A 13,569-nucleotide genomic window follows, 5' to 3' on the forward strand; every position below is an offset into this window, starting at 1 on the left:
TTATGAAAAAGACGAGGTGAAGGTAAGTGGCTGTTAGAGGTAAAAACATAAGTGTTTATTTGATGGATGGCGACGCAACCGGGCGCATGAAGGCAACGATTGCAAACTGGACAGGTGTGGCGTATCGAATTCCCCGTACATCGTTAGATTTGTGTAAGGATCGTGATGATCTTAAGCAAAGCGGTGTGTATTTCCTTTTTGGCGTTGATGACCAATCAGGCGACAATGTTGTATATATCGGACAGGCAGGTGCTCGCAAAAACGGCGAAGGTATTTTGAACCGACTGGCTGAACACAAACGCAATCCTGATAAAGATTACTGGACAGAGGCTGTGGTGTTTACCACTTCCAACAACTCCTTCGGCCCAACAGAGATAAGCTATCTTGAAAACCGTTTCTGCGGAATGGCACAGAATGCAAAGCGATATACCGTCAAAAACGGAAATGATCCTACGCATGGAAACATAACGGAAGAAAAAGAAAGCGAACTCGAAGAATTTGTAGATTTCGCCCGCCTAATTATGGGTGTACTGGGACACAAGGTTTTTGAACCGCTGGTAAAAGTTGCTGTTGTGACTGCAGAACCGGAACCGGTAAAAGAAACACCTTTGCTCCATTTTGAAACAAAGCGTGTACAGGCGACTGGTTGTGTCGTTGCTGATGGATTTGTTGTCATGAAAGGCAGTCGACTGGACCCGACAATTAGTAAGAGCTGCCCTAGCAACGTTGTTGAGTTTCGGCAGAAATTTTCGTCGCGCATTATAGATGACGTGTTGGCAGAGGATGTATTGCTGCCGAGCCCTTCTGCCGCTGCCTCCTTTGTTAGCGGCTCCTCTCGAAATGGTAAGATTACTTGGAAAACCGTTGAAGGTGTGGCCTTGGGGCAGTTGGAAGACTAATAGTTTTGACGAAATCAAATAAAAAGCGTAATTACGAGGAAATCACTATCCGCCACCGATTTGGGGTGTAACACGCATAATGGGAGATGTCATTATGGATGTAGATAATGCAGATTATTTCGCGGAACTTGAAACACGTGTTGCGGCTATTAAAGAATTGCGTGGTAAATGCCCTACTTTCGCGAAAGGAATTATTGGACAGACTCTGATTAAGGAAGATCTTTTCTTCTGCGCAGCGTTAGATCGCAGTGTGCAGTTATCGGAAGGTTTTATTGCTCTACTACAGGAAAGAAATCTATCCTGTGTAGGTGCTCTTTTACGATTACAGATGGATAATTGTATGCGAACATATGCAGCGTTTATAGCAGCAGACAAGGACGCTGTGATTGACTGCATAATTCATGGACGGAAAATTAGTGATCAGTTGGATGCTGACGGAAAGAAAATGACAGATGCTAATCTAAAAAAGAAGATGGCAGCATTTAATGCTTCTTTTCCTGCTGTATACGATCAAGCCAGTGGGTACGTGCATTTTTCAGATATGGCCTTTTATCAAACTGTTGTGAGTATCAACAATAATACGATCGAATGGCAGATAGGGCAAGCACTGCAAGAACGGTTCAATCCGTTACTACTTGAAGCAGCAGATGCATTTATCCATTTCACAAAAATACATTATAAGATGCTGCAGGCAGTAGTAGATAGCAAACAACGCTACGATGCTAAACACCGGGCAGATACAGATTAATTAGAATTCAGGGATGAAATGAAAAACAAAATTGTTTCTTTGTTAGATATGGTTAAGCTTTCAGACAATGAAGCGTTGTCTGAGAACTATGTGCGGTACATCTGTGGAGTAGAGACCGAGAGGCAGTATAAACATCAAGAAATCCTGGATATCAAATGCTTGCTCGACAATCTTTCCTTGCCGGTCGAAAAGGCAGCAGGATTCCTTTTTGGATATGTTGTCCCGCAGCTAAATAAGGAATTTGATTTGCTTAAAATCACTGAATCCGTGTGTTTGAACATTGAACTGAAAAGTGGTGAGGTGTCTGTAGAAAAAATAAAACGACAACTGCGTCAAAACACACATTATTTGAAACTTCTCAACAAACAAACACTATTGTCATTCCTTTTCATTTCCTCTACTATGACGGTGTTTACCTTGGATGAACAAAACGAACTGGTAGAAGCGTCGTTGCGGGACGTATCGGATGCAATAACGTCATTAGGGGATGCAGTAGCTACCGACTTAGACAAAGTGTTTTTACCAAGCAATATACTTGTTTCGCCGCTAAATTCTACAGATCGTTTTTTACAAGAGGATTATCTGCTTACTGAACATCAGGAAAACATAAAGAAGGCCGTACTTGCATATGTGGAAACGAATACGCAGGGCCGTTTTGCAGGAATTACCGGAGGTCCCGGAACAGGAAAAACGCTTTTAATTTATGACATTGCTAGAGAAATAGCCAAATCAAAGAAAATTCTTATGGTACACAGCGGCATATTGTGTGATGGACATTATGCACTTAATTCTGCATTAGACAATATAAAAATAATATCCGCAAAAGAATTACGTTTACGTGAGATCAGGGATGTAGATGTTGTAATTGTTGATGAGGCCCATAGATTGTACACAGATTCTTTAGACAAAGTAGAAAGATGGGTTAAAAGGGCAAAAACCATCTGTTTGTTTTCTTATGACGCAGGGCAAACGCTATCATCGTCTGAAAAAAGACGGCGAACAGCAGAATCGATCGATGTATTGTGCGTTCAGAATATTTATAAACTTAAGAATAAGATTCGCACGAATAAGGAGCTCGCACTTTTCATTACCTGTTTGCGAGATTTAACAAAATATCGTGAAGAATACAGTTTCCCGAATGTCACAATCATTTATGAGCCGGATAAATCAAAAGCGTTAGAACGGGCGAAAGCCTTTGAACATCAGGGATATACATACATATCTTTCACAGCATCTTTTTACAATCATGAACTGGATTATCAACGAAGCGAGCACAACACCCATAATGTAATCGGACAAGAATTCGAAGGTGTTTGCATGGTTTTGGATTACAATTGGTATTACAACAACGGAAGACTTACGGGACGTGAGCACCCGAACCCTGATTATTTGTTTGAACAGCTTTTATATCAGGGTTTAACGAGGGTACGTAGTAAACTGGCGCTTGTTATTTGCTCGGAAGCCGTATTGGCGCATATTCTTCCGCTTTTGAAAAACAGCTAAGAAACGGAGCTATATAAAATGCGTAATTTAAGATCCTACTATTCTGCGTCGATTGCAGAGTTCCTTCAGCAGTCGAGCAGCGAAATAATTGGTATCATCCACTCCAACGATATTTCGGCGGAGACGGCGATCCAGCAGAGTAACACTTGGGAATCTGAGGTGCAAATTCTCAAGGACCAACTGCGCTCTTTTTCGGATGGTAGAATCATTTTCGAATACACCATTCCCAGAATGGGTAAGCGTGTAGATGCAGTGGTGCTTTACAAAAACATCGTTTTCCTGCTGGAGTTCAAGTGCGGCGATACGGAATACCGCCAGTCTACATACGATCAGGTGTACGACTATGCTCTGGACCTGCGTAACTTCCAGAAGGAAAGCCATGACAAACTGCTGGTGCCGATTATGGTATCCACCAGAGCGGCAACAATCACAAATGTAATCCGCGAACGCGATCGCGTAATTGAGCCGCTTCGTTGCAATGCGGGCAATATTGCCGATATGATCAGCAGGGTTGCAGCACATTATAACGAATCCGCTTTTAATTATGTAGCATGGGAGAACTCTGAGTATCTTCCCACACCCACGATTGTAGAGGCAGCGCAGGCATTGTATCGCGGACACAACGTTCATGACATCACCCGTAGTGACGCAGGCGCAGAAAATCTGACGGTCACTACCGATGAAATTAACCGCATCATCGAACACAGCAAAGCGAATGGTCGAAAGTCCATTTGTTTCGTAACCGGTGTCCCCGGTGCCGGTAAAACATTAGTTGGATTGAATATTGCCATACAGCGTTCCGATGCACAGCAGGGCGAACACGCAGTGTTCCTCTCCGGCAACTTCCCGTTGGTGACGGTGTTGCAGGAAGCGCTTGCTCGCGATAAGGTGGAGCAGGAAAAACAGCGTGGTAATCGTGTTTCTAAGGCAGATGCGCTGCGCAGCACTTCTGCGTTTATCCAAATCATTCATAAGTACCGCGATTCTTTCATTGGCAACAATAATATCCCGCCGGAGCGCGTTGCCATCTTCGATGAGGCGCAGCGTGCATGGACGCAGGATATGATCGAAAAGTTCATGGCTACCAAGAAAGGCGTTTCACCCTTCCCGTATAGCGAGCCGGAATTTTTGATCAGCACCATGGATCGCCATCAGGACTGGGCGGTTGTCATTTGTCTGGTTGGTGGTGGCCAGGAAATTAACACTGGCGAGGCTGGTTTGCCTGAATGGTTTGATTCGCTCCGTCGTGCATTCCCGGATTGGGATGTGTATATCACTCCGCAGCTTAATGACAATGAATATCGTCGCGGAAGAAGCTGGAGCAGCATGCTGAACGGGCTTCACACTTTCGAGCGGGACAAGCTCCATCTGGCAACATCGGTGCGATCTTTCAGAACACCGGATTTGGCAGCGTTTGTAAAGGCGGTCCTGGATGCAGATACTGATGAAGCAAAAATGCTGTATCAGCGCATCAAAGATAAATATCCGATCGTGATCACCCGAGATTTGAATAAGGCAAAAGACTGGGTGCGAGATCACTGTCAGGGTACCACGCGCTATGGCTTGCTGACCAGCAGCGGTGCGCTGCGTCTGAAACCGGAAGGTATCTTTGTAAAGAATGAGATTTCGGTAGCTAACTGGTTCCTGAATGGCAAAGACGATGTTCGGTCCAGCTATATGCTGGAGGACGTAGTCAGCGAGTTCGATATTCAGGGCCTGGAGCTTGACTATTCTGTTGTCGCATGGGATGCCGACTACCGTTATGTAGACGGCGAATGGACCTATAACAATTTTGTCGGCAACCGTTGGAATAATGTTAGTTCCGAGGAACGTCGCCTTTATTTAAAGAACGCTTACCGTGTACTGCTTACCCGCGCACGTCAGGGCATGGCCATCTTCGTGCCGGCAGGCAGCGACCACGATCAGACCCGTAAACGCGAGTGGTATGATGGGATATATGGGTATTTGAAGGATATTGGTATAGAACAACTGTGAGATTCGAGGGTAAAGTCCGTTTTATTGGACATATAACGCGATAAAATGGATAATAAGTATAATTAGCTTGAATTGTATTTGCGGAGGTTATAAGATGGAGAACTTATCGTTATTTAATCAAAACAATGATTCCGAGATTATGATGGAAGGTTTGTTCGAAAGCGGTAATCTAGATGTCATAAAAATGGATTTTATTGAAGCCGAGACAATGTCGTGGAAAGATTTGTTTTCTGGCTTTGATGAGTTGCATGCGATAACCTATTCCTCGGGTATAAACTTCGTGTATCAGCTGTTGGGAATGTTCAAAAAGGCAGAAATCATATTCGGTTGCGACGAAGTGATATCCTACTCTTTACAGGAAGTTATGGCATATCAATGTAAACTGATAGAACGCATGCGTGAAAGTGCCGGCAAAATGAAGTTGGATTTAATTTCGCGTATTGAGGATGAAAGTTTACACTTCTTTGTTGCCCGCAACATGCTTTCTCACGAAAAGATATACCTGTTATCCGCAGCTGATGGACGCAGACGCATAATCATGGGCTCTGCAAATATGTCTTTTAATGCATTCGGTGGAAGGCAGCGAGAAAACATTTGCTACATAGATGGTGATCGTGCGTATGACTGGTATATGGATTGCTATCTTACGCTGAGAGAAAATAGTACCGATCAGATATTTAAAGAAGCATTACTGGTAGCAGATAGTGGTGAAAACCTGGAAGAGTTACCTATTGCACGAACTGTTCGCACAAACAAAGTTGTTATGCTTGAAACGGTAGATGAACAGCGAGAAGAAGTTCGATTTGCTTTAGATGTTAAAAATTTGGCTGCACAACTCACTCCGTCGGTTCCAAAACCGGATAAAAAAGGGAAAATACTGCTTTCTCCCGAAAAAATAAAGACAATCCGACGGCAAGTGGTTGCTGATCAGACAAAAGAAAAAGAGCTACGAAGCGAATACCCCCAGCTGGAAGTTTTTGCGGGGGATGGCTATGTGCGACTCAATGGAAACGATGTGAACCTGACGCCAACCAAAGAAGAAATTGGGCATGATGTTTCGCTTTTCCTGAGATATATGGACGGATATGAAAAATTTCATGGCGATGTATCCGGTATGCAACGTCGATATTTTGAATTTGCCAACTGGTTTTTCTGTTCGCCTTTCATGGGATGTATGCGCGATATGGCGGTTCGCTATAATCAAAACCTCTTGCCGTATCCTGTGTTTGGATTGGTCTATGGACAGAGTAAGGCAGGCAAGACCAGCTTCCTCGAGACGTTATTGAAGATGATGATTGGCCAAAAGACCAAACTGTCTGCTCCGGATTTCACTCGCTCCAGTATTGAAGGACTGAAACGAACGGTAAAAGGAGCACCTATTATTGTAGACGACTTGACGAACACCAGATTTAATCAGCATGCCATAGAAACTATCAAAAATGACGATTTTGGTGTGGCAGATCATTTGGTGCACTATCCGGCTGTTGTAATCAGCGCCAACGAAGACGTTAAGGCAGTTGCTCCTGAAGTTATACGTCGGACGGTTATTTGTCGTGTGCAAGCCGGCCTCACTAACACTGAGGTAATGCGTAGCAGTGTTGTACGAACAGTACAGCGTGAGATTGGCACTGCGTTTTACCGCGAATATATGCGGCGAATGATAGAAGCGGTTCCTGATTTACTTGAGGTGATGAAATCGGATGAATCGGAAAGCGCACCGGATATCTTGGCGGTATCGTCACAGATCATTGTTGATATTATGCGTGAATATTGTGGTGAATTGCTGCCTGAATACATTCGCAAGCTGAGTTTGGAGGATTATTTTAGCGAGCGAGTTACTGGTAGTTATGCTATTAAAACCATTCAAAATGCATGGAAAACAAGTCGCGCTTCTTTTGAGGTTTCTGTTCGAAACAATGAGTTACGCTATAATGCAGGCGCTACATGGGAAGCAGATAGAATTCTTAAGGAATTACCTGAGACACTTGAAGCTCATAAGTCGCGCGATTGGGTGGTTATGAACCTCGATGAGGCGAAAGAATTTTTTGGTGTTGATTTTAAAACATCAATTATCAGTAGGTTGCTAAAAAAATAATTGCTACTTAATTGCTAACAAGTCGATTTTCATTTGGATATTGCCGGTGCGTTCTGGTATTGTATGTCCCTGCCAAAGGAGGTGGCGACATGCGAAGTATCATTGAAGAACTATATTACGGCAATATCAGCCCGTCGGATCGGGATATCATCAGAGGTGGTACGTATTCGCACATACTAAACCTTGTGACCCGGAACGAGGATGATCTGGTGCAGACGCTGACACAGGCGCAGCAGGAGACCTTTGAAAAATTCAAAGACTGTGCGTTGGAGCTGGGCGACAAGAATGAGATGGCATCGTTCGTGCTTGGCTTCAAGCTGGGCATGCGGTTAGCGGTGGAGGTGATGATCAGCCTGGATGACATCACAGACCCTAAAATGACATAATTGCACGAGGCATCGCAGCAGAAATGTTGCGGTGCCTTTTTGTGTTTTAATTGCTAATTCTCGCGTTTAAGGCTGGACATTGCCCCTTTTTTCTGGCTTAATTGTCCTACCAAAACGGCAGGAGGAAAACGACATGACAATCGAACAGGCAAAAAGAGACTTCAATCAGATGGTCATAAAGAACGGCTTTACAGAAGCAGGCTACACCAGAGACATAAACAGAATCATCTATCACAGAGAATGGAGAGAAGATGATGCTACACTCGAAGTGCGAATGATGTTTAGCGGAACATACACGCTGGTTTCTGTAAAACACAATGGAAAAGCGGATCCAAAATTCATACGTGACTACAGCAGCCCGAAACGAGCAATGAGCGCTATACGAACAATGGTGCTCAATGCCGGGTTTTCATGGTAAGCGGTGGCAGTATGTGGCGAGAAGGCAGCATTAAAATCGGTGAGGACATCTTCTACTATTGGATAAAGCAATACGGCGGCGGATCTGTGTACGGAATTGAAGGCGGCAGAATCAGTAAGCTGATGATAAAGCGTGGCGGCGAAATCGTATGCAACTACGATCGCGGCTGGGACATTAAGCCAGTTGGCGAAGACACCGAGTTCGCGCTGGCCATCATCATGAAGGAATACAACTAAAAAACTCGCCGATGCAACTCCAAAGGGCTGCGTTGGTGTTTTGCATTACTGATGTTTACTGAAGCAATTTCTGAAAAGTCTAAGGAAAACGAAATTCTAAAAGATTACTATATATTGTGTCAGTATGTCTCAGTAATAAAATTTTAACACAAAATATTGCGATTCGCTATTGACACAAACGTTCAAATATGTTATCATCATGATGTCGAAAGACATTTAAGGCGCTAGACGTCACAAAGATACAAAGAACAATATTACAAAGAAACAACGCTTCAAAATTCAATAATCAAAGATTCAAAGAGCACAGTTACGACGCTACAAAGAGCAACGTATCGGTGCTCTTTTTGTTATCCAGAGCACCGGCCCCAAAAAACGATAGGCCCCAAGGCCGGAAAGGAAAACATATGAAAGCGAATCAAGATATCAGAATAAAAGCCTGCGAAATGGGAGTCCACTACTGGGAGATTGCCAAGTGGCTCGGCATCAGACCGGAAACCTTCTCCAGACTTCTGCGTGAAGAATTGAATCCTGAGCAGAAGGAAAAGGTAATGCGTGCGATCTATGAAATCAGCTATCCCATCGGACACGGGCACTGATGCAGGTAGATTGGAGGTAAGTTATGACACCATTTACAATCTACACAGCAAATACTACCGGCGCACAGCAGAATACGGTGTACCCCAACGAGGTAACGGTGGACAACCTTTCTGCATTGGAGCAGGCAATGCGCCGCGATCACGTGTGCGCAAAGTACACCGGCAACGTAAGAGGCGTTGCGAATTTCCAGTATGCCGACTGCATCCCCATGGACTGTGACAACGATCACAGCGACAATCCAGACGATTGGAAAAGCCCAGAGGATGTAAAGAAAGCATTCCCCGGTGTAGCATTTGCAGTGAGCTTCAGCCGAAACCACATGAAGGAGAAAAAAGGCAAAGCAGCGCGCCCTAAGTTCCACTGCTACTTTCCTATCAAGAGGATTAGCAGCGTCGAGCAGTATGTAGCAATGAAAAAGCAGATTCGTAAGAAGTTCCCTGAGTTTGACGCAAACGCGCTGGACGGAGGTCGCTTCCTGTTCGGTGTGGAGGACCCGCAGATCATGTACTTCAAAGGCAAGAAAACCGTGGACGAGCTGTTCATTCTGGCAGGCGGTCGTAACGGAACCCTGCACAAAAAAGCTTGCCAGCTTATCAAACGTTACGGCGAAGCAGAAGCAAAGGCGTACTTCGATGCAGAAGCGGCCAAGTGTGTACCGCCGCTGGAGCAGCAGGAGCTGGACGCTATCTGGAGCAGTGCTCAGAAATACGGTCGTGAGATGAGCAGCGCGGAAGGCTATATCCCGCCGGAGCAGTTTAGTGCACCACAGGAATATCTGAAAAAGATTAGACCTGAGGACAATAAGGCATATCCATGGACGGAACTCGGCGCCGGACAGCTTTTCGCAGACTTCTATAAGGACGTACTGCGCTATGTGCCGGAGCGCAAAAGCTGGTTCTATTACAATGGCGTCGTGTGGGAGCAGGATCTTGGTAACACCAAAACCATGGAAATGTGCAAAGATCTCGCCAGACACCTCGGTATATACTGCCTGTCCATTGAAGATGACAAGCGTCGAGAGGAATATGCCAAATTCTGCTACCGCTGGCAAACACGCAAAATGCGCGAGACGGTGATCCGTGACGCACAGAGCGTACATACCATTAGCATGGAAGAATTTGATACAGACCCCTACATCTTTAACTGTAAAAACGGAACCCTGCACCTAAAAACAATGGAGTTCACTCCCCACCGACCGGAAGACAAGCTGACCAAGCACAGTGACGTGGAATATAATCCCAATGCAAGTTGTGAGCGGTTTGAGCGCTTCATGGCGGAGATCACCAACGGCGATCAGAAGAAAGCAAAGTTCTTGCAGAAGGTGCTGGGCTACGGTTTAAGCGGCGATACCCGCTTCGAGTGTATGTTCATCTTCTACGGCGCAACCACCCGCAATGGTAAAGGTACGTTGTGTGAGAGCGTGTTGAAAGTAATCGGACATTATGGCTGTACATCTCAGGCGGAGACCATCGGCATCAAACCAAATAAGAGCAGCCAGATGCCCAGCGAAGATGTGGCGCGGCTGGCAGGCGTACGTTTCGTAAATATTTCGGAGCCCGATCGCAGCCTTCGCTTGGATGCAGCGTTGGTGAAAACCATGACTGGCAACGATACAATGAACGCCCGATTCCTGCATGAAAACAGCTTTGACTTCAAACCCCAGTTCAAGCTGTACATCAATACCAATTACCGTCCGGCAATCAGCGACCTAACATTGTTCAGCAGTGACCGCGTGATCATCGTCACATTCGATCGGCACTTCGGTGAAAAGGAACAGGATAAAAACCTGAAAGAACTGTTTGCCATGCCGAACAGCCAAAGTGCCATCCTCAACTGGTTGTTGGATGGTTACCGACTGATTCAATCCGAAGGATTAGTAATCCCGGAATCGGTCAAAGTGGCTATCGAGGAATATCGCAAGGAAAGCGATAAGGTGGCGCGCTTCACCGAGGAATGTCTCGAAAAGATCGACGGATCCGAAGTGCGAACCGGCGCGGTGTATAAAGCATACACCCAGTGGTGTGAGGATAACGGCTGCAGGCCGGAAAACTCCGCCAAGTTTAACCAGGCGCTTAGCAGCTTCGCTACTCTGGAGCGCAAGCGTCCTAAAGGCGGCGGCAACGCCACCACAATCCTGATCGGCTATACATTAGGCGGCACCGCACAGCCCCTATAAGTCTCTGTTGCATATGTAGCAGGTGTATAATGTTGTCTCTTAAGAGAAGAAAAAATCGAGTCAACACCTAAAGCCTGCTACAGTTGCAACACCGGGGGGAGGGGCGGTCTAAATCTCTACAGCTTTTCAATACCGAGACGGGCGTGGGGTCACACGCGAAAAATCGGGAAATCAAGAAGGGGTATAGCCCCATAAATCAACTTTTTCAAAAATCGAAAGGAGTTTACCTCATGACTATACACAGAATGCGTACCATCGGTGAATCGGTGGAAATTATCAAGGAAATCGACCATGACTCGGCTATCACTGCAAATTGCATCCGTTCTCTCTACAAGGACGGCAAGGTGCACTGCGTGTTTACAGGCAAAAAGATTCTGGTGGACCTTGATGATCTTATCAAATATTTCTCAGGCGAAAGTGAAAATATTGCTTGACTTTGGAGCACTTCTCTGGCTTCCTTTGTTGTTGCCAAGGGCTTGCAATAAGAAAATAACGGAGGAACTGATATGGCAACAATTACAAAACGAATGACGAAATCCGGCCCCAGCTACCGAATACAGGTGAAGATGAAGGACAAAGGCAGCGGCAAGCTGAATGTCTACTCCACAACGTGGCGGCCGCCAGCAGGACTGACATCAAAGCAGATGGAACGCGAAGTCGTCATATACGCAGACAAGTACGAATCCGAGCTGAAGATGTCCCTCACCGCGCCTGGCGCGGAGGGCATCTCGCCCGATATCACCTTGGGTGAATATTCAACATGGTGGCTGGAGCGGCGAAAAGATGAACTGTCAGCCAGCTACTATGTGAACTGTCAGAACGCCATCAAGGATATCACCGCCAGCATCGGCGGGTACAAACTGCGCGAAATCAATCCAACAATCATACAACGCTTCTATGATCAGCTTGATAAAAAAGAAAAGACGGTCACAACGGTGACCGCGAAACCGGAACTGCGGGAGGCAATGCAGGAAGCGAAGATGGGCTTCCGAAAGCTACGATTTGAAATGGACTTCAACTGCTGCACGCTGACAGCAGCACTGGCGGGAAAAACCATCAGTCTGGAATACGCGGAGCGGTTGGCAGCCTGCCTCGGACGCAGCACAACATCACTATTCAATGTAACAACGAAGAAGGAACTATACGCCTACGAAACAATGCACAAAATTAAACGAACACTGCGCGCCATACTATCCCACGCAAAGAAGCAACGCCTTATCAATGATAACTATGCCAGCGCAGATTACATAGACTTCCCAAAGCGGCCATCAAAGGAGATCGACTACATGAACGACGAAGACGCCAAGAAGTTCTACGCGGCAGCAGACGCCTATCCGGATATACGATACAAAACGGCGGCGATGATCCTGCTGCTGACAGGTATGCGACGCGGTGAGCTCTGCGGACTGGAGTGGTCGAACATCGACTTCAAAGAGGCTACCATCACCATTGAACGATCGGTTACGACGGTGGCGGGTATCGGCGTCGTAGATAAGGAGCCCAAAACCGAGAGCAGCAAGCGCGTGATTGCCATATCGGATAAGCTGCTGTCGGTGCTGGATGAATATAAGGCATGGTACGATCAGTACCGCTTCGATATGGGCGATCGGTGGAAAGAAACAGATCGGCTGTTCATCGCGGAGTGCGGCGCACAAATCTACCCCGGTACCGTGTACACATGGGTACATAAGGTATGTGACGCGGCAGGACTGCCTCACAGAACGGTGCATTCGCTGCGACATACAAACATCACCATGCAGATTGCAGCGGGCGTACCGCTGGTTACAGTGGCCGGTAGAGCAGGCCACGCGCGAACGAGCACAACGACGGACATCTACAGCCACTTCCTGAAAAGCTCCGATAAAACAGCCGCAGAAAAGCTGGAGCAGCTATTCGAATAACGGATAAAGCAAAGCCGCCACTCAGTAAAAGCTGGGTGGCGGCAATTTTTGTTTTTGGTATGGCGGTGGGGAGCGATCCCCACTTTACAATCGCCCACGTGTGAATGTAGGTTACGCCATCTTTCCAGCCGACAGGTACAAAGTTCACACACAATTACTGTTGACAGGATGGCACGCCCGGCGCGATTCGAACGCGCGGCCTTTCGCTTAGGAGTTCTCTGCGAACCGTGGTAGCTAGAAGTTCGATTATCCTCTTGGGAGCGTTTAATGCCGTAAATTAAAGCATAAGTGCTTGTTATGTTTAATTGTTGATACTCTCTGGTGTACCCTCATACACCGTAGAGTGTTAGCAGGTTGTTAGCAACAAAGGCTAATTTAAAGCTTTAATTTATCAGAAAACATTACAAACAAACTATAAATCATTTATCACTAGAAATCAAGATACTCGTATGTTATAGACGTTCAGAAATGAGCGTCTATTTTTATACCAAAAATGAAAGACCTGCTAATAAAAGTCAAGTAGAAATTTCAGATTTTTAGGGAGGCGAAAAAATGCAATACAAAATCAAGCCGCTGAGCATCTCAAAATTAAAACGGCGGCCAGCCAGATGGTAT

Annotated in this window: 12 protein-coding genes; all 12 read left to right on the forward strand. The window is 45.9% G+C overall.

What is annotated here, in order from left to right; all coding sequences use genetic code 11:
* Positions 1-26 precede the first annotated feature (26 nt).
* The 12 genes from WGC32_RS12005 to WGC32_RS12060 all read left to right on the forward strand — a co-directional run bounded on the left by WGC32_RS12005 (position 27) and on the right by WGC32_RS12060 (position 12,954).
* Positions 27-899 carry a GIY-YIG nuclease family protein gene (locus tag WGC32_RS12005; RefSeq protein WP_342682213.1) on the forward strand — a complete coding sequence of 291 codons (873 nt, stop codon included), beginning with the start codon at positions 27-29 and terminating at the stop codon, positions 897-899.
* A gap of 94 nt (positions 900-993) precedes the next feature.
* Positions 994-1,647, forward strand: a complete 654-nt coding sequence (locus tag WGC32_RS12010; protein ID WP_342682215.1) for a hypothetical protein — start codon at positions 994-996, stop codon at positions 1,645-1,647.
* 18 nt (positions 1,648-1,665) lie between these two features.
* A complete protein-coding gene (locus tag WGC32_RS12015) occupies positions 1,666-3,150 on the forward strand; it encodes a DNA/RNA helicase domain-containing protein (protein ID WP_342682217.1) in 1,485 nt (494 codons plus the stop codon).
* A gap of 18 nt (positions 3,151-3,168) precedes the next feature.
* The gene (locus tag WGC32_RS12020; RefSeq protein WP_342682219.1) at positions 3,169-5,145 is read left to right on the forward strand and encodes a DUF2075 domain-containing protein; all 1,977 of its coding nucleotides are present in this window, start codon (positions 3,169-3,171) and stop codon (positions 5,143-5,145) included.
* 94 nt (positions 5,146-5,239) lie between these two features.
* Positions 5,240-7,240, forward strand: a complete 2,001-nt coding sequence (locus tag WGC32_RS12025; protein WP_342682220.1) for a phospholipase D family protein — start codon at positions 5,240-5,242, stop codon at positions 7,238-7,240.
* Between the two features lie 89 nt (positions 7,241-7,329).
* Positions 7,330-7,626 (forward strand): DUF6809 family protein, encoded by a 297-nt coding sequence (locus WGC32_RS12030; RefSeq protein WP_342682221.1) that lies wholly within the window; start codon positions 7,330-7,332, stop codon positions 7,624-7,626.
* Positions 7,627-7,759: 133 nt separating this feature from the next.
* Entirely contained in the window at positions 7,760-8,044 is a 285-nt protein-coding gene (locus WGC32_RS12035) for a hypothetical protein (protein WP_342682223.1), read from the forward strand.
* Between the two features lie 11 nt (positions 8,045-8,055).
* Complete coding sequence (locus tag WGC32_RS12040; protein ID WP_342682225.1) at positions 8,056-8,280, forward strand: DUF7678 domain-containing protein; 225 nt, start codon at positions 8,056-8,058, stop codon at positions 8,278-8,280.
* Between the two features lie 404 nt (positions 8,281-8,684).
* Positions 8,685-8,876: a hypothetical protein gene (locus WGC32_RS12045; RefSeq protein WP_342682226.1), complete on the forward strand. Its 192-nt coding sequence runs from the start codon at positions 8,685-8,687 to the stop codon at positions 8,874-8,876.
* Between the two features lie 23 nt (positions 8,877-8,899).
* The gene (locus WGC32_RS12050; RefSeq protein ID WP_342682228.1) at positions 8,900-11,053 is read left to right on the forward strand and encodes a phage/plasmid primase, P4 family; all 2,154 of its coding nucleotides are present in this window, start codon (positions 8,900-8,902) and stop codon (positions 11,051-11,053) included.
* Between the two features lie 230 nt (positions 11,054-11,283).
* Positions 11,284-11,487, forward strand: a complete 204-nt coding sequence (locus tag WGC32_RS12055) for a DNA-binding protein (protein WP_342682230.1) — start codon at positions 11,284-11,286, stop codon at positions 11,485-11,487.
* Positions 11,488-11,559: 72 nt separating this feature from the next.
* The gene (locus WGC32_RS12060) at positions 11,560-12,954 is read left to right on the forward strand and encodes a tyrosine-type recombinase/integrase (protein WP_342682232.1); all 1,395 of its coding nucleotides are present in this window, start codon (positions 11,560-11,562) and stop codon (positions 12,952-12,954) included.
* The last annotated feature ends 615 nt before the right edge of the window (positions 12,955-13,569 follow it).

Origin of the sequence: Zongyangia acetica (assembly GCF_038739695.1) — a bacterium.
GTDB lineage: Bacteria > Bacillota > Clostridia > Oscillospirales > Ruminococcaceae > Zongyangia > Zongyangia gallinarum.

Bases quoted from the DNA above. Each gene is read 5' to 3' on its own strand.
- WGC32_RS12010 (WP_342682215.1), top strand. From the start codon at position 994: ATGGATGTAGATAATGCAGATTATTTCGCGGAACTTGAAACACGTGTT.
- WGC32_RS12015 (WP_342682217.1), top strand. From the start codon at position 1,666: ATGAAAAACAAAATTGTTTCTTTGTTAGATATGGTTAAGCTTTCAGAC.
- WGC32_RS12020 (WP_342682219.1), top strand. From the start codon at position 3,169: ATGCGTAATTTAAGATCCTACTATTCTGCGTCGATTGCAGAGTTCCTT.
- WGC32_RS12025 (WP_342682220.1), top strand. From the start codon at position 5,240: ATGGAGAACTTATCGTTATTTAATCAAAACAATGATTCCGAGATTATG.
- WGC32_RS12030 (WP_342682221.1), top strand. From the start codon at position 7,330: ATGCGAAGTATCATTGAAGAACTATATTACGGCAATATCAGCCCGTCG.
- WGC32_RS12035 (WP_342682223.1), top strand. From the start codon at position 7,760: ATGACAATCGAACAGGCAAAAAGAGACTTCAATCAGATGGTCATAAAG.
- WGC32_RS12040 (WP_342682225.1), top strand. From the start codon at position 8,056: ATGTGGCGAGAAGGCAGCATTAAAATCGGTGAGGACATCTTCTACTAT.
- WGC32_RS12045 (WP_342682226.1), top strand. From the start codon at position 8,685: ATGAAAGCGAATCAAGATATCAGAATAAAAGCCTGCGAAATGGGAGTC.
- WGC32_RS12050 (WP_342682228.1), top strand. From the start codon at position 8,900: ATGACACCATTTACAATCTACACAGCAAATACTACCGGCGCACAGCAG.
- WGC32_RS12055 (WP_342682230.1), top strand. From the start codon at position 11,284: ATGACTATACACAGAATGCGTACCATCGGTGAATCGGTGGAAATTATC.
- WGC32_RS12060 (WP_342682232.1), top strand. From the start codon at position 11,560: ATGGCAACAATTACAAAACGAATGACGAAATCCGGCCCCAGCTACCGA.